Source organism: Mesorhizobium sp. B2-3-4 (assembly GCF_006442315.1).
GTDB lineage: Bacteria > Pseudomonadota > Alphaproteobacteria > Rhizobiales > Rhizobiaceae > Mesorhizobium.
The window spans coordinates 36,916-50,932 of sequence record NZ_VFVY01000022.1 but is presented as its reverse complement, the minus strand read 5'-3'; the positions used below and the strand labels follow the sequence as shown (position 1 = coordinate 50,932).

The window sequence follows — 14,017 nt, the reverse complement described above, 5'->3', positions numbered from 1 at the left end:
TCACTTCAGGGCATAGAGATAAGCGGCGATATCGCGCGCCTGTTGCTCGGTGATCCTGGTCGACGGCATGGCCGTGTGCGGGTTGATTTCCCTTGCCGACCGTATCCAGCGGATCATATTCTCCGGATTGTTCGGCAGCAGGCCGCCGATAAAGACGCGGTCGGCAAGGCCGCCGTCAAGGCGAGGTCCAACCTGGCCTTCTGCGCCTGGCACGCCTGGAATGGTATGGCAGCCGGAGCAGCCGTTCGCCGTCATGATTGGAATGGCGCGCGCGCCTACGCCGCCGGTTGCCGCATCCGACTCGTGCTGGACGCGATCGCGCCGGTCCGACCACAAGGTCGCCGCGCCGACAGCCACCGTCAGCAGCAGGATCGCAGCAAAGGCGATGCCGATCGGCCTAGCCAGGACGGAGCGCATGTGTTGCCTCCCTGGCCGCGCTGTTGCTTATCCAGAGGCCGGCGAGCAGCAGGGCGGCGCCGCCATAGATCAGGCCGGCTGGAACCCACATGATCAGACCGGCGAGCTGCTGGTCCTCGATCGGGGTCATGCCCCACAACGCCGCGCCGGCGCCATTCTCAGGATACCAGAGTTTGGGGGATACCAGCAGGAGGACACCGAGCAGGCCGGTGTGAAGCGAGGTGAAGAAAAGATGCATGACGAAGCTGCCATAGCTCTGCTGTCGACCGGGGCGCGGCAGGAGCACCCACCAGAACAGCAAAGCTGTGCCGAGGAAGCTCGCATGCTGGGCATAATGAAGAATGCCCTGCTGCAGCGCAGCCTGGAACAACGCGGGAATATGCCAAACCCAGATGGCGATGCCGTGAATGATCGTTGCGTTTAGCGGACGGGTTGCCAGGGCCCACACCGATTGCAGCGTCCTGCCGCGAGTGAGCTTGCCCGTTCCGCGGCGAAGTGAGGCCGGCAAGGCCCATATCAGAACTGCGCCTGGGCGAGCGGCGACAAGGAGGGGCGCGGCCACCGCCATCAGCAATTCATGCTCGATCATATGGGCCGCAAAAACCCGCTCGCCAAGCGCATGAATGGGGCTGACCAGTGCTGCCGTCAGCACGCCCCAACCGGCGGCAAACAACCACGCCTGCCGCATCCGCTCGGGGCGGCCCCGGCTGCTGCGGCGCCACAATCGGGTCGCGCCGACGGCATAAAGGAGCGCAATCGCCATCAGTGGAAGCGTGATTGGAAACGCGAGCGTCCAGCCCGCCTCGGGCGCGCCGGCGCCGTAGCAGATCGAGGTCGAGAAGAAGGCGTCGAAGCTCATCGCAGGCACTCGTCGAGGATGAGAGCCGCGCTGCCTTGCATGACGATGACGAGGGCAAACAGCAATGCCGCGATCATGCCGAGATCGGCGACGAATTGCTCGGTGCTGCGCGTGCGCTCCGGCTTGAAGGCGGCGCCACCCTGCTGCTTCGCCCGCCATGACAAGGCACCGCCGGCCAGCGAAAGCACGGCGAGCACAAGTGCCAAGGGAAGCACCACCTGGACCTGACGGTTGCACTGCCACGGCACGAGTGCGTAGTTCAGCTGCGTCGAGATCGCCCAAGCCAGCGGCCCTGACAGAAGACCACCCCAGGACGTTCCCATTCGCAACGCGCGCATCAGCCTAGCCTCGGCATCCAGTAGATGAGCAGATAGATCGGGATCCAGGTCAGCACCACGAAATCCCAGTAAAAGACATTGTCGCCGACATCACCGAAGCGCCGCCCGCTATAGCCGTGGCGTGTGAACATCAGCACCGTCAAAACGATCGTGTCGCCGACATCGGTGATCAGGTGCGTGGTGTGCAGCCCGAGCAGCACCCAGAGCATCGAGCCGTAGGCGTTCGTGTCCCAATATATGTTCAGCGCCGGAAACTCGAACCAGCGTACGACAAGCGGGGCTACGCCGAGCAGCGACATCACCACCATGCCGATTCTCACCGGCCCGATCGCGCATCGCTTGGCGTAGCCGTGGAGGATATGGTTCGGCACCAGACTGACGATGAGAAGCAGCGTCACGATCGTTCCGGGCCAATGGTTCGGTTGCGGGGCGCTTAGACGCCAGTTAGGCCACAACGTCGCGAGATAGAGATAGGCGCCGGCGGCAATCGCAAAGCCCATTCCTTCCAGCGCCATGAAGCCGAGGGTTCCCCACCAGGTCGGACTGCGCGGGCCATGGCCAAAGGTGGGGAGGGCGGAAAGATCCAAGCTGGGGCGCTGCTTCATTCCTCGTCCTCCGGATCGCCTTTGGGCCAGAACCAGCCGATCAAGGTGATGGCGATCGGCGCGGCGCCCCAGGCAACCGCCCATGGCGTAAAGATCGAATAGACAAACGTGCCGCCGACGGCGATCGCCGCCAGCAGCGGCCAGATAGAGGGTGTCGCTGATTTCTCGCGAATGTCGGGATGGGCTTCAGCCACGGTTGAGATCAACAGCTCACGGACATCGACCCGCAGCCCGGTCGCCACAGGCAGCGCCTCACGCTCGGCCCACAGCGGCTCGCCATGCGTGACGATTGGAATTCGCGCGAAATTATAGCTCGGCGGCGGCGAAGACGTAGCCCATTCGAGCGTGCCGGCATCCCATGGATTGTCTCCAGCCAGTGCGCCCTTCAACGCGCCGTGCGCAAGATTGAAAGTGAACAGGACGAAGCTGAGGAAGAAGACCACCGCGCCGGCGCTGATGAACAGGTTGATGTTGCCCCAGCCAAGCTCGGCCGGATAGGTGTAGACCCTTCGTGGCATGCCCCACAGGCCGACGAGATGCATCGGGAAAAAGGCCGCGTTGAAGCCGATAAAAGCCAGCCAGAAGTGCCAGCGTCCAAGACGCTCGCTCATCATGCGGCCGCTGATCTTGGGGAACCAGAAATAGGCCGCGCCCAGCAGCGGGAAGACCGAACCGCCGATCAGCACGTAATGGAAATGGGCGACGACGAAATAGGTGTCGTGCACCTGGAGGTCGAGCGGCACCGAGGCCAGCATGACGCCGGTGAGGCCGCCGATGACGAAGATGAAGAAGAAGCCGAACACGAAAAGCAGCGGCGTGCGGATCACGGGCCTGCCGTCCCATAAGGTCGCCAGCCAGCAGAAGATCTGCACGCCATTGGGAATGGCGATCATCATGCTCGACGCGGTGAAGAAGCTGGCGCCGAGTTTCGGCAGTCCCGTCGCGAACATGTGGTGGACCCAGAGGCCGAACGACAGGAAACCGACGGCGATCAGCGACAGGACCAGCCCGAGATGTCCGAAGACGGGACGCCGGGCGAAGACCGGGATAATCGCCGAGATCATGCCCGTCGCCGGCAGGAAGATGATGTAGACCTCGGGATGGCCGAAGAACCAGAACAGATGCTGGAAAAGCAACGCGTCGCCGCCCTCGGCCGGATTGAAGATATGGGTGCCGACGAGCCGGTCGAGGATCAGGAAGGTCGAGGTGATCATGACTGCCGGCATGGCGAAGACGACGACGAAGGAGGTAACCAGCATTGCCCAGACGTAGAGCGGAATCCTGTCCAGCGACATTCCAGGCGCGCGCTGCTTGAACACCGTGACGATGGTTGCCACCGCGACGGCAAGTGAGGACACTTCGGTATAAGTGATCATCTGCGCCCAAACGTCGGCCCGCTTGCCCGGGGCGAACTCGGGGCCTGACAGCGGTACATAGGCAAACCAGCCGACATCGGGCGCCATGTTGAGTGCAAAAGACACCCAGGCGAATATACCCCCCGAAACATAGATCCAGTAGCTGAACGCGTTCAGGCGGGGGAAAGCGATGTTGCGGGTGCCGACCATCAGCGGCACGAGGTAGATGCCTGTCGCCTGGACGATCGGCACGGCGAACAGGAACATCATGGTGACGCCGTGCATGGTGAACAGCTGGTTGTAGAGGTCCGGCCCGATCAGGCCGCGCTGCGGCCCTGAGAGCTGGATGCGCATCGCGACGGCGTTGAGCCCGCCCAGGCACAGGAAAACGAATGCGGTGATCAGGTAGCGCCGTGCGATGACCTTGTGATCGACGCTCGACAGCGCGCCGATGATACCGGGGGGCGTGCGCCATGTCCGTGTCAGCCAGCGATGCAGGCCCGCATCGTCCATGCCGGTATCGCGCGGTCCATCATGCTCGGGCGCGATGTCGCCTTTCACGGACGCCTCGCGTTCGGGCGGTAAGTCGCGTTCGCTTGCAAGGTCCGCACTGCTCATTTCAGGCCCTCGAGATAGGCCACCACGGCGTTGAGTTCATCGCCGCTGAGCTCCACCACCGGCATGTGGGATCCGGGCTTGATGCCTTGCGGGTCGGCTATCCAGGCGGCGAGATTGCCGCGGCTCATCGTCAATGTCCCGGCAGCGAGCGTCTGCCGGCTGGCTAGATGGGTAAGGTCAGGAGCGACCGTTCCTCCGGCGGGCGTCCCGCCTATCCTGTGACACATCACGCAGGGGCGCTTGAGAAACAGCTCTTCGCCGGCCTTGGCCTCGTCGGCTGTCGGGGCAGCGGCGGGCTGCAACTGGTCATTCCACCAGGCGTCGAATTTTGCACGCGGCTCGGCGATGATGAAGGTACCCATGTTTGCGTGCTGGGCACCGCAGAACTCGGCGCATTGGCCCCGGTAGACGCCAGGTTTGTCGGCCTTCAGGTCGAGCACGTTCATGTGGCCGGGAATGAGGTCCAGCTTGCCGGATAGGCTAGGAATCCAGAACGAATGGATGACGTCGGTCGAGGTCAGAAGAAGCCGCACCGGCTCCCCGGCAGGGATGTGGATTTCGTTCGCCGTGGTCAGGATGCGGCTTGGCGTTGCATCCTCATAGCGCACCTCCCACCACCATTGATGGCCCGTGACCCGAATGGTCAGCGAGGCGTCCGAGCCGATTGCGGCGAGCGTTCTGTTGGCGAAGAAGCTCAGCAAGGTCAGTCCGACCAGAATCAGGGCGGTCAGCCCGACGGCGGTCATCACCACGCGCAGCTTCCGGCCATCCGCGCCGGCATCGATGGCAAGCGGCTCCGCTTGCGCGCGCGACCGCATCATCAAGGGCACGACGAGGGCAATCATCACCAGCACCCACACCAGGGCGCTAAGCCCGGTGAAGAACCAGATCAGCCATGCCAGTTCGCTCGCCGCGGGACCTTTCGGATCGAGAGCCGATTGCCAGCCCGCGCATCCCTGGAGCAACAGAGCGCCGGCTGTGGCGAGCGCCATCGAGGCGACCCGTGTCACGGCGACTTCCCCAGCGTTGCGGCGTCCGGCAGGCGGTTTTCCGAAGGATGCACCATCATGTCGTCATTGCGCTGTGGGGCGGCGGATGACGGCGCGTTGCCGCCCAGCGAGCGCACGAAAGCGGCAAGCTCCCAGATCTGGTCGTCGGGGATCTTGTCGCCGAATCTCGGCATGCCGTTCGGCCGACCGTCGCGGATCGTGGCATGGATGCTTTCCATCGAGCTGCCATAGATCCATTTCTCGTCCATCAGCGCCGGCCCCATGCCGCCGCCGCCATTGGCGTGGCATCCCGAGCAGTTGAACCAGCCGAAAAGCCGTTTCCCCTCGCTCATATGGAAGGCGTTGGCCTCGAAGCTCGCCGCCTTGTTGTCGCTGGCGGAGGCCCGCTGTCCGCCGGGCTCCAGAGTGGTCACAGGCGTCGGCTGCTCGCCCGACCCGAGCGCCGATTGCGGGCGCGTGTCGCGCTCCTCGCGCTGGCAGGCCGCGAGCACCAGTATTGGAAACAGGAGCATGGCGACCGCGGCTCTCATCGCACCGGGCTCCCGGGGGAGTCGAGGCGCAGCACGCCATACTGTGCCAGCAACGCGTCTATCTCGCTCTTGTGCCTGGACAGCGCGCCGTTGACATCGCCGCGCAGCGCGTCGTCCTCGCGCCGCACGCCCATCGAGATGTCGTAGATCATCGGCAATTGCGGGCCATCGATGCGAGGTGCAACCGGGGTGATGCGGAGCGGCACCTTCTGCTTGGCGGCGAAGTAGCCGGCGAGCGGGCCCCAGACCACCGCAAGGTCGATCTCGCCACTCGCCACCGCTTCGACGATGCGCGCCGGCGGGTTGGGGGCGGAGTAATCGCCATAGACGGGGTAGCCAACGAGGTGCCCCACGATGCCGCGGCGACCAAGCGCCTGGACCGGAGGCGAATTGGCGCCGTCGTCGCCGATAAGCTGGACACCGATCCGCATGTCGCGCAGCCGCGGATCGTTGAAGGATGACACGTCGGGGCCGTCCTTGCGGGTGACGAAGACATAAGACGAGCGGTAATAGGGAGTGGTGGTGCGCAGCATTTCGAGATTGGCCGGCGTGCCGGGCACGAGATCGCAGAGGCCTGCCTTCAGTGTGTTGCGCACGAAGCCGCGGCGCTGCGCCCACCAGGTATAGGTCAGCTTGGCGCCAAGATCCGAGGCGACGATTTCCGCGATCCTGTTCTCGAAGCCCTGACCGGCCGCGTTGGAGAACGGCATGTTGTTCGGGTCGGCGCAGACCCTCAACTCTCGTGCGTCGGCTGTCGCCGTCAAGAACACGAAGGCAATCGCGGCCACGCCGATCGCCAACCATTGAAACGCCTTGCGCGCCAGGCGCACGGCCAGGTCCAATCCATCAAGGCAGCCGGAACACATAAAGCGTGCCTCCCGCGGTTGTCGCGTTCTTCAGATCCTTCATGGCATTGACGAAACCGAGCGCGGCGGTGGCGTCACGCGGGTCAAGATCGCCCGATACAATGGCGCCGGCCCAGCCGCCGACGCCTGAGAGGATGGCGACATATTGGTGCCCATCAGGACCGCGATAGGTGATGGGCTGGCCGATGATCCCGGACGAGGTCTTGAACTCCCAAAGCAGATCGCCGGTCCTGGCGCTCACCGCCTTGAACCAGCCTTCCATCGTGCCGTAGAAGACGACGTCGCCGGCGGTCACCACAGCGCCGCTCCAAACCGGAAAGTTCTCTTTCAAACTCCAGGCCGGTTTCTCCGCGGCGATGTCCCAGGCTGTGAAGGCACCGCGATTGCCGCCTGGCCCTGGGATCATGCGGACGTTCATCCCGACGTAGGGTGTGCCGGCAATGTAGTTCACCTCGACGCCTTCTTCATCCATGCATAGATTGTTGTGCGGGATGTAGAGCAGGCCGGTCTTCGGCGAGAATGCGGAAGGCTGCCAGTCCTTGAGCCCCGATGCGGTCGGGCAGATATCGCGTACGACTTTGCCAGTGCCCGTCTTCTTGTCGGGGTTTTCGATCAGACGGCCGGTTTTAAGATCCACACCTTTGCTGGAATTGACCGGACCAAAGGGTTTTGCCGACAGGACCTCGCCGGTGGTTCGGTCGAGGATGTAAAGATAGCCATTGCGCTCCGGCCGGGCCAGCACCTTGCGCGGCTTGCCCTGCCAGGTCATGTCGAGCAGGATTTGCTCGTTGATGCCGTCATAGTCGTGGAGGTCATGCGGGCTCCACTGATAAAACCATTTCGCCGCCCCGGTGTCGGGATCGCGTGCGAAGATGCCAGAAGTCCATTTGTTGTCCCCCGGCCGCAAATCCGGATTCCATGGTCCGGGATTGCCGGTGCCGTGGAAGATCAGGTTCAGATCGGGATCATAGGAAATCCAGCCCCACATGTTGCCGCCGCCGATCTTCCAAGCTTCCGGCGGCCACGTGGTGACGCCAAGATCCTTGCCTTTGTCCATGTCGTAATACGGCTTGAAGTCCGGCCCGATCAGCACGTCCTTGTCAGGGCCGGTGCCGTACGCGGTCCAGACGACATGACCGTCGCCGGCGTCGAGCGCCTTGACCCAGCCTCGAACACCCATTTCGCCGCCGGAATTGCCGACCAGCACTTTGCCTTTCACCACAAGCGGCGCCATGGTGATGGTCTCGCCGATATTGATGTTGCCGATATGGGCGTTCCAGATCGGCTTGCCCGTGTTCGCGTCGAGGGCAATCGTGTGCCCGTCCAGCGTGTTGAAAAAAATGCGCCCGTCGGCGAAAGCTGCTCCCCGAGTGACCACGTCGCAGCAGGCCACCCCCTGTGCCGCCGGCTCGGGATTGGGTTCGTACTTCCACTTCATCGGGGCGCCGGGCTTGGAGAGATCGAGCGCGTAGACGAAGTTGGGAAAGGGCGTGACGATATACATCGTGTTGCCGACGACCAGCGGCGCTGCTTCCTGGCCCTTGTTCACGCCTGTCGAGAACGTGAACGCCACCTGCAGGTTCTTAACGTTGCCGTCATTGATCTCGGAGAGTTCGCTGAAGCGCGTCGACGCGTAGTTCTTGGCCGGCATTGTCCATTGACCGTCATCGGGTGGCGAGGCTGCCGCGGGCGGTACGATCGCTACAGGATTAGGTGGCTCCGAGGCAGCGCCCAGAAGGGGCAGGCAGGCGAACAGCGTCACCAAAAGGATAGCGCGAAAGGAATTCCCAGCTGCAAATTTGCGGGTATGTCGTTCTGCGTCAACGCGCGTTAATGCCAATTGCGGCACAGCTTTCATTTATTGATCGAGCCTCCCACGCCGGCGCCGAGTTCGGCCGCGATGTCGGCCTCCGTTCCGGCGCAAAGCGGATGCCCCCAGCCCGAAGCGCTTTTGCCGCCGGGGTCCAGATCGTAGACAATGGCATCCTTGCGATTTGGATTGACGCCTGCCGGGACCTTGTCGAAGCCGAGCGCCGCGCGGATCCGCCAGGCGACATTGTGATCGGCGCATGAGGAATCGCCTGAAACGCCAAGGCCGCCGACGATGCTCTTGCCGTCGTAGAGGGCGAGCCCGCCCCCAAACACCACCACGCCGCCTATCGGCTTGCCGACCAGCGGATCGCTTGCGCTTCCAAACGTTTTGGGATCGCCCACATAAGCTGCGGCCTGGTTGACCGGATTGGTCTCCTGCAAGCCGAATAGTGGCCCGCCCGGCTGCACCCCCGCATAGAGATTGGCCGTGGACAGGGCCATCTCGGCCAGGCTGAGACCGTTGGCCGTGTTGGCTTTCTCCGCTGCAATGAGGCGGCTCCCCGGCCATTGCGAGTCGGCGGTAGGGCCACTGAACGCAACCGCGCAGACGGTACCGTCGCGGCCAACGATGGCTGCCCATTCGTTGGTTTCAAATCCGCCATTGGCTGGGCCGCCGCTTGCCTTCACATTGGCCTTCAGGACTGCAAGCAGCTTGTCGTGATCGGCAGGGCAGGGCTGCTGCGCCATGGCCCTGTCCTCATGGAAGAGGCCACCCAGCAGCAACAGCAGAGCAAGGAGAGGCACGAAAAGCTGAGAGCGATACATTGTCCTGAGCATTCGTTCTAACACCAAAGAGCATCCTGGCAGACCGGAGCATGCGAGGATGAGTCCAGATGCGACCTAACTCGCATCAAGCTTCTATGTTCCTGCTTTGGGGAAAATTCGCGCAGTTGGATTTGAAGGCTGATGTTGCATCAAGGATTGGGAGCTAGCCATCAATGCCCAGGCCCAGTGAAGCGACGCGACCTGATTGCACGGACGCACTCGCCTCTCCCTGACAACGCGGTTGCCGTGTCACGGCGTTCGACGATGGATGATCTCTTCAATAAGTTTCGCGTCGGCTTCATATTCTGCAGCTCGCGCTGCCATTTGGCTGGCCAAGCTGTGTCTTTCTCGAGCAGCCTCGCGTTTTGCCATCCGTTTCGCCAACTCGGCTCGCTGCTGGTGGGCTCTTAGAAGGCTCCAAAGAGCCTGCTCCGCATCGTCCGCCTGAGCCTGCATCAAAACGTCTGCTCCGAACGCATGTCCGGTGTGACAACGGTAACGGGTGATAGGCCCGTCTTCGATCTCCCAAAGTGGTCCGTGACATTCGGGGCAGACAAATGGTGATGCGGTGCCAAGCTGGCCTTTTGTCTGTTCCATTGTGCCGTGCTCCTGAGCAGCAATCGCAGCCTCGAGGCGGATGACAGACGGGATTTCTGGTGTCGGCCCTGCCATTTCGGAAGCGAGCCTGTGTAACAGGCCAGCCATTTCGGACAGGGGCACGCAATGGTCGACTTCCACATTCTGCAGGGCGCTCAGCGGCATGTCGGGGACTGCAGCGTCGTCGGGATCTTGGACCACGCTGACGCCGCCGCAAATCTTGATGGCGCGGAGGCCGGCGGTGCCGTCGGAGAGGCTGCCTGTTAGCACGACCCCGATCACGCTGCCGCCAAAGCTGCAGGCCGCTGATCGGAAGAGGGGATCGACGGCGGGGCGCGCCAGATTCTCCCGCGGCCCGCGTCGCAGCAGCATGTGATCGTCGTGTAAAAGCAAGTGAGCTCCGGGCGGTGTAACGAAGATGTGCCCGTTTTCAACCTTCATGCCGCTGGCGGCATTCGCTACGGGCATGTTGGCAGCGCGGCCAAGAATGTCGCCGAGGTAACTCGTGGGGCCGACATGCTGTACGATGAGGAGGCCCGCTGGAATATCCGGAGAAATATCCCGCACAAGTCTCTTCAGCGCGTCGACGCCCCCGGCCGAGGCCCCGATTGCAACAATGCACCGGTTCTCGCAACCGTGGGGCGGGACCCTCTCCAGCTGCTCTGCACGCTGCCAGTCTGGTCGTGGTGCGGAGGTGGCCATGTGTGCTTCACCCATTCACAAACATGTCGATGCGAGCGCTCCGGCTGGTCCAGTGCTGGTCGGATGCCCTGCCTTCGCCGTCAGCTCCCAGACTCGTCCCAGAACGTCGCTGCTCCCGAACGGCGTTCGGCTGTGAACTAACGCTTAGATGTGCGTTTGGCTGCAGCCTCCGCCATAGCAGGGGCCTCCTCGATGCTTGCCGCGCCGCCAAAATCCGCGTTCTTGGTACGGCCGGCTCCCGGCCCCGCACCGAGATCAGCGCCTGTGGTCGGATCGGAAGCCGGATCGGAAAGAGTACGCTCGGCCATCTTGGCCACCACCTTCATGTCTTTGGCGCCCAGCTTCACAGTTGCCAAGCCGTCTCCGCCGTCGACAGGCATCACCTGTTCAAGGTCATCGATTCGATCCCACTCTTCTCCGGAGTTCCATGGGCCAGTGACATCGCCGTCACCTTGAGAGGTGTTGACGTACATGCTGGCATACTTCTCGATGCCCGGGAGCTTGCCTGACGGGAAATTGTTTTCGATCGCGTAGAGTGCTTTCTCGAACGATTTCTGGTGAGCGATCTCGCGCGTCATCAGGAAGCCGAGCGCGTCCTTGATGCCCGGGTCGTCGGTGATGTTGATGAGGCGTTCGTAGACGATCTTGGCGCGCGCTTCGGCGGCGATATTCGATCGCAGATCCACCGTCGGTTCGCCGCGCGAGTCGACATAGGCGGCTGTCCAGGGAACGCCGGCCGAATCGCACAGCGCGGGAGCGCCGCCGAACAAAATCGACTCCTTGGCTGTCGTACCGCTGGCGCCGATCATCAGGTAAAGGTCGGCTTCTTTCATTTGACCCTCGGCAAGTTGTGCCTTGAGCCCCTTGTTGAGCATGGTGACGATAGATCCCACCACTTCGAGGTGGCTGAGTTCTTCGGTCGCAATGTCGAGCAGCATGTCGCGACGGCCAAGATCATCCTCGCCGAGCCCCTGCGTGAAATAGCGCATTGCCGCGGCAAGCTCACCATCGGCGCCGCCGAACTGTTCCATGATCATGCAGGCGAGGCGAGGATTGGGCTCCGAGACGCGAACGGTGTATTGCAGACGCTTGTTGTGCATGAACATTGGCATTCCTCCGGTTATACCGCCCGAACCTCCCCGCAACTTGATTGTTCCATTCGGCGGCCGAGCCTCGGCCCTTTTCTTTTTTGATGATCGATCCCGGCCAATGGTGCCATCGACCCTTCCCATAGCCTAAGTCGATGTAGGCGCGCCCAAACCTTCAATGGTGCCGTCACACTATCAAGCGCCGTGACGGCAGCTTTCGTCCTTGAACCGTTGAAAAAGATCAGGGGCGGCAACGCGAAATCGCCGGGCGGCACGGCAATGCGGTCTCACCGGCGGCGGCATCGTTGGCATGTCAAGGCAGCCAGGGTAAAGTCGGAGGCGTCACCGAGAACGATCCCTTACGGTCTCAAGCCGGGAGTGTGCGACGGCAATGGTCTTCTTTACGAGCGATACGCATTTCAACGATCCGCGTATTCTCAGGATCGATCGCCGGCCGTTCGGATCGCTGACGGAGCACGATGAAGCGCTGATCACGCGGTGGAATGAAACTATCAGCCCCGAGGATGAAATCTGGCACCTGGGCGATTTCGCGCGCCTCGGCAAGTCGAGCGTCGAAGCACTGCTGGCACGCCTGAAGGGCTGCAAGAACCTCATCGTCGGCAACAATGATGCTTTCGAAACAACGGCTGCACACGGGTGGAACAGCGTCCAGCCCTATAGGGAGCTGATGCAGGAGGATCAGCTCATCGTGTTATGCCACTATCCGTTTCGTACGTGGAACCGGATGGGCAAGAAATCGATAAACCTGCACGGCCATTCGCACGGCAAATTAAAGCCGCTGACGCGTCAATACGATGTCGGTGTCGATAGCTGGGGCTTCCGGCCCGTTTCCCTGCACACCTTGCTCGGCAAGCGCCGCGGCTGAAGTGGGGGAGGGACGGTGGGTGAGCACCGCTGGCCGTCGCCCATTTACTTTCGATCCACCACCTTGCGGATGGCTTGGTCAAAACTCCCGTTCCGAAATCGAGCGTGCCGTTACGGACCGCGTTTCGCGAATAGCCGGTGGTATTGAGCACATGAGCGACGGGTGCATTGCCTTGACGCGGTCCACCAACTTCCGACCCGACATCTCCGGCATAACACATCGGTGAACAGAAGCGCGGACACTTGCCCGCTTTCGATGGCCAACAGCCCGTCGCGTGACCCTTGCATTTCAACGCGGAATAGCCAAGAGCCTCCTCGCTCCGAAGTCTCTTTATCGCGGTACGCGCCCGGTCCGCCACTTCCGAAATGAGGGCTACTGTCGCCCAAGGTCTGGGCGAGGAGTGGCTCAGGTACAGCAGCGCCACCAAACCGCCATGCTCGGTAACATGCATGTTGATGAAAGATGGGGCATTGATGGGTGCATCTGCATGGCCGCTGGTTCGCGCCAGGCTCGGCATCCCCGAAAACTACGGTGACGCCTCGCTTCAAGTCTTCGATATCGAGCCGTAGTTTTTTTGATGCTTGACGGATTCCAATCTCTTTAGACGGCGAAAGTTTCATTTTCTACATCGAACGTGCCGTATCCGGCTCGGCTGATGCCAAAAGGGTTTCCCAGCAATCCGGCGGCTGCCTAGGCCACCCGTAGGGTCAGTAATCTGCCATTTGTGTAAATTGGCCCGCATATCGCCCCCGCGTGCCCGGACTCAAATGCAGTCCGCGGCCAGGAGTTTCCGGCGGCGCAGCAGGTTTCTTGGCGGACCGGCCACGCCGGTCCGTCATAGGTTAATGACAGGTTGCTGCGCCGGGGCCATAAGGCGAAATCAGCAGGGCATTTTAACGAGCTCCGCTGGTTCCGTGCCAATCGCACTCTCACCCGGAGACGCTTGATGTTTGACCGACCCATTCTCATGCAGACGGAAGCTCTCTACCCAGTTGTACCGGACAGCGCCGCAGCCAATTCCATCGCGAGAGAGCTGGTTAGGCTCTTCCAGAACGGGATTACGGAAGCGGCCATGCTGATGATTGCCGTGCGCGCACGTTGGAAAGCCGATTGGACATTGGAAGGCAGCAGCGCTGCCTGACGCTTGACGGTCAGGCGGGCTCGAAGTCGCTGCATCCTTTTCGAGACGCTATCATTGAGCTCGCAATGGGCGTCCGCTGGCGCCACTCACGGGAGGAATCGATGCCGAAATTTCGCTTCGAGTTCATCGAAGGCTTGCCGAAGCCTGCAATCTTCGCTGACATGGACGTGGCTCCGTCAGGGAGGCGAAGAGCGTCGTTTAAGGAGGGCCGTGCTTGATGGAATTGCCTATGGCGCGGACCCGACCAGTTGGGTGACAAAAATTAGGACGAGGCGTGTTATCTCGTCGCTCCCTCAAGCTGGTTAAGCTGGCACTTCACCGCTTGCCTTCCCCCGTCTCTGCACCCACTCCGCGCCTCCGTTGCCTCC

General features: G+C 62.2%; 14 protein-coding genes. 2 read left to right on the top strand and 12 right to left on the bottom strand.

The window, feature by feature from the left end; all coding sequences use genetic code 11:
- From FJ967_RS27175 to FJ967_RS27120, 12 genes are all read right to left on the bottom strand, one after another.
- Complete coding sequence (locus tag FJ967_RS27175) at positions 1-417, bottom strand: c-type cytochrome (protein WP_140735392.1); 417 nt, start codon at positions 415-417, stop codon at positions 1-3.
- Positions 398-1,276 (bottom strand): cytochrome c oxidase assembly protein, encoded by an 879-nt coding sequence (locus FJ967_RS27170; protein ID WP_140735391.1) that lies wholly within the window; start codon positions 1,274-1,276, stop codon positions 398-400. Before FJ967_RS27170 ends, FJ967_RS27175 begins: the two co-directional genes overlap by 20 nt.
- Positions 1,273-1,614 carry a hypothetical protein gene (locus tag FJ967_RS27165; protein WP_140735390.1) on the bottom strand — a complete coding sequence of 114 codons (342 nt, stop codon included), beginning with the start codon at positions 1,612-1,614 and terminating at the stop codon, positions 1,273-1,275. Before FJ967_RS27165 ends, FJ967_RS27170 begins: the two co-directional genes overlap by 4 nt.
- Positions 1,614-2,219, bottom strand: coding sequence for a cytochrome c oxidase subunit 3 (locus tag FJ967_RS27160; protein WP_140735389.1), 606 nt, complete (start codon positions 2,217-2,219; stop codon positions 1,614-1,616). The genes FJ967_RS27165 and FJ967_RS27160 overlap by 1 nt, the downstream gene beginning before the upstream one ends.
- On the bottom strand, positions 2,216-4,192 hold the full coding sequence (ctaD, locus tag FJ967_RS27155) for a cytochrome c oxidase subunit I (protein WP_140735388.1): 1,977 nt from the start codon (positions 4,190-4,192) through the stop codon (positions 2,216-2,218). Before ctaD ends, FJ967_RS27160 begins: the two co-directional genes overlap by 4 nt.
- Positions 4,189-5,184 (bottom strand): cytochrome c oxidase subunit II, encoded by a 996-nt coding sequence (gene coxB / locus FJ967_RS27150; RefSeq protein ID WP_140735478.1) that lies wholly within the window; start codon positions 5,182-5,184, stop codon positions 4,189-4,191. Before coxB ends, ctaD begins: the two co-directional genes overlap by 4 nt.
- A 14-nt stretch (positions 5,185-5,198) precedes the next feature.
- Entirely contained in the window at positions 5,199-5,732 is a 534-nt protein-coding gene (locus tag FJ967_RS27145) for a c-type cytochrome (protein WP_140735387.1), read from the bottom strand.
- On the bottom strand, positions 5,729-6,598 hold the full coding sequence (locus FJ967_RS27140) for a substrate-binding domain-containing protein (RefSeq protein WP_140735386.1): 870 nt from the start codon (positions 6,596-6,598) through the stop codon (positions 5,729-5,731). Before FJ967_RS27140 ends, FJ967_RS27145 begins: the two co-directional genes overlap by 4 nt.
- Positions 6,579-8,456, bottom strand: coding sequence for a methanol/ethanol family PQQ-dependent dehydrogenase (locus FJ967_RS27135; RefSeq protein WP_140735385.1), 1,878 nt, complete (start codon positions 8,454-8,456; stop codon positions 6,579-6,581). The genes FJ967_RS27140 and FJ967_RS27135 overlap by 20 nt, the downstream gene beginning before the upstream one ends.
- The gene (locus tag FJ967_RS27130) at positions 8,453-9,157 is read right to left on the bottom strand and encodes a heme-binding protein (RefSeq protein ID WP_140735384.1); all 705 of its coding nucleotides are present in this window, start codon (positions 9,155-9,157) and stop codon (positions 8,453-8,455) included. The genes FJ967_RS27135 and FJ967_RS27130 overlap by 4 nt, the downstream gene beginning before the upstream one ends.
- A gap of 327 nt (positions 9,158-9,484) precedes the next feature.
- Positions 9,485-10,534 (bottom strand): chemotaxis protein CheB, encoded by a 1,050-nt coding sequence (locus FJ967_RS27125; protein WP_140735383.1) that lies wholly within the window; start codon positions 10,532-10,534, stop codon positions 9,485-9,487.
- A 137-nt stretch (positions 10,535-10,671) separates the two neighbouring features.
- Positions 10,672-11,640, bottom strand: a complete 969-nt coding sequence (locus tag FJ967_RS27120; RefSeq protein WP_140735382.1) for a manganese catalase family protein — start codon at positions 11,638-11,640, stop codon at positions 10,672-10,674.
- A 373-nt stretch (positions 11,641-12,013) separates the two neighbouring features.
- On the opposite strand from FJ967_RS27120, the gene FJ967_RS27115 reads away from it, so the two are divergent.
- Together FJ967_RS27115 and FJ967_RS27110 are read left to right on the top strand one after the other, a co-directional pair.
- Positions 12,014-12,508 (top strand): metallophosphoesterase family protein, encoded by a 495-nt coding sequence (locus FJ967_RS27115; protein ID WP_140735381.1) that lies wholly within the window; start codon positions 12,014-12,016, stop codon positions 12,506-12,508.
- Positions 12,509-13,454: 946 nt separating this feature from the next.
- Complete coding sequence (locus FJ967_RS27110) at positions 13,455-13,649, top strand: hypothetical protein (RefSeq protein WP_140735380.1); 195 nt, start codon at positions 13,455-13,457, stop codon at positions 13,647-13,649.
- Positions 13,650-14,017: the final 368 nt, after the last annotated feature.

What these genes read in the sequence shown, in the direction of transcription:
- FJ967_RS27175 (WP_140735392.1), bottom strand. Translation starts at nt 417, where the DNA reads ATGCGCTCCGTCCTGGCTAGGCCGATCGGCATCGCCTTTGCTGCGATC.
- FJ967_RS27170 (WP_140735391.1), bottom strand. Translation starts at nt 1,276, where the DNA reads ATGAGCTTCGACGCCTTCTTCTCGACCTCGATCTGCTACGGCGCCGGC.
- FJ967_RS27165 (WP_140735390.1), bottom strand. Translation starts at nt 1,614, where the DNA reads ATGCGCGCGTTGCGAATGGGAACGTCCTGGGGTGGTCTTCTGTCAGGG.
- FJ967_RS27160 (WP_140735389.1), bottom strand. Translation starts at nt 2,219, where the DNA reads ATGAAGCAGCGCCCCAGCTTGGATCTTTCCGCCCTCCCCACCTTTGGC.
- ctaD (WP_140735388.1), bottom strand. Translation starts at nt 4,192, where the DNA reads ATGAGCAGTGCGGACCTTGCAAGCGAACGCGACTTACCGCCCGAACGC.
- coxB (WP_140735478.1), bottom strand. Translation starts at nt 5,184, where the DNA reads ATGGCGCTCGCCACAGCCGGCGCTCTGTTGCTCCAGGGATGCGCGGGC.
- FJ967_RS27145 (WP_140735387.1), bottom strand. Translation starts at nt 5,732, where the DNA reads ATGAGAGCCGCGGTCGCCATGCTCCTGTTTCCAATACTGGTGCTCGCG.
- FJ967_RS27140 (WP_140735386.1), bottom strand. Translation starts at nt 6,598, where the DNA reads ATGTGTTCCGGCTGCCTTGATGGATTGGACCTGGCCGTGCGCCTGGCG.
- FJ967_RS27135 (WP_140735385.1), bottom strand. Translation starts at nt 8,456, where the DNA reads ATGAAAGCTGTGCCGCAATTGGCATTAACGCGCGTTGACGCAGAACGA.
- FJ967_RS27130 (WP_140735384.1), bottom strand. Translation starts at nt 9,157, where the DNA reads ATGGCGCAGCAGCCCTGCCCTGCCGATCACGACAAGCTGCTTGCAGTC.
- FJ967_RS27125 (WP_140735383.1), bottom strand. Translation starts at nt 10,534, where the DNA reads ATGGCCACCTCCGCACCACGACCAGACTGGCAGCGTGCAGAGCAGCTG.
- FJ967_RS27120 (WP_140735382.1), bottom strand. Translation starts at nt 11,640, where the DNA reads ATGTTCATGCACAACAAGCGTCTGCAATACACCGTTCGCGTCTCGGAG.
- FJ967_RS27115 (WP_140735381.1), top strand. Translation starts at nt 12,014, where the DNA reads ATGGTCTTCTTTACGAGCGATACGCATTTCAACGATCCGCGTATTCTC.
- FJ967_RS27110 (WP_140735380.1), top strand. Translation starts at nt 13,455, where the DNA reads ATGTTTGACCGACCCATTCTCATGCAGACGGAAGCTCTCTACCCAGTT.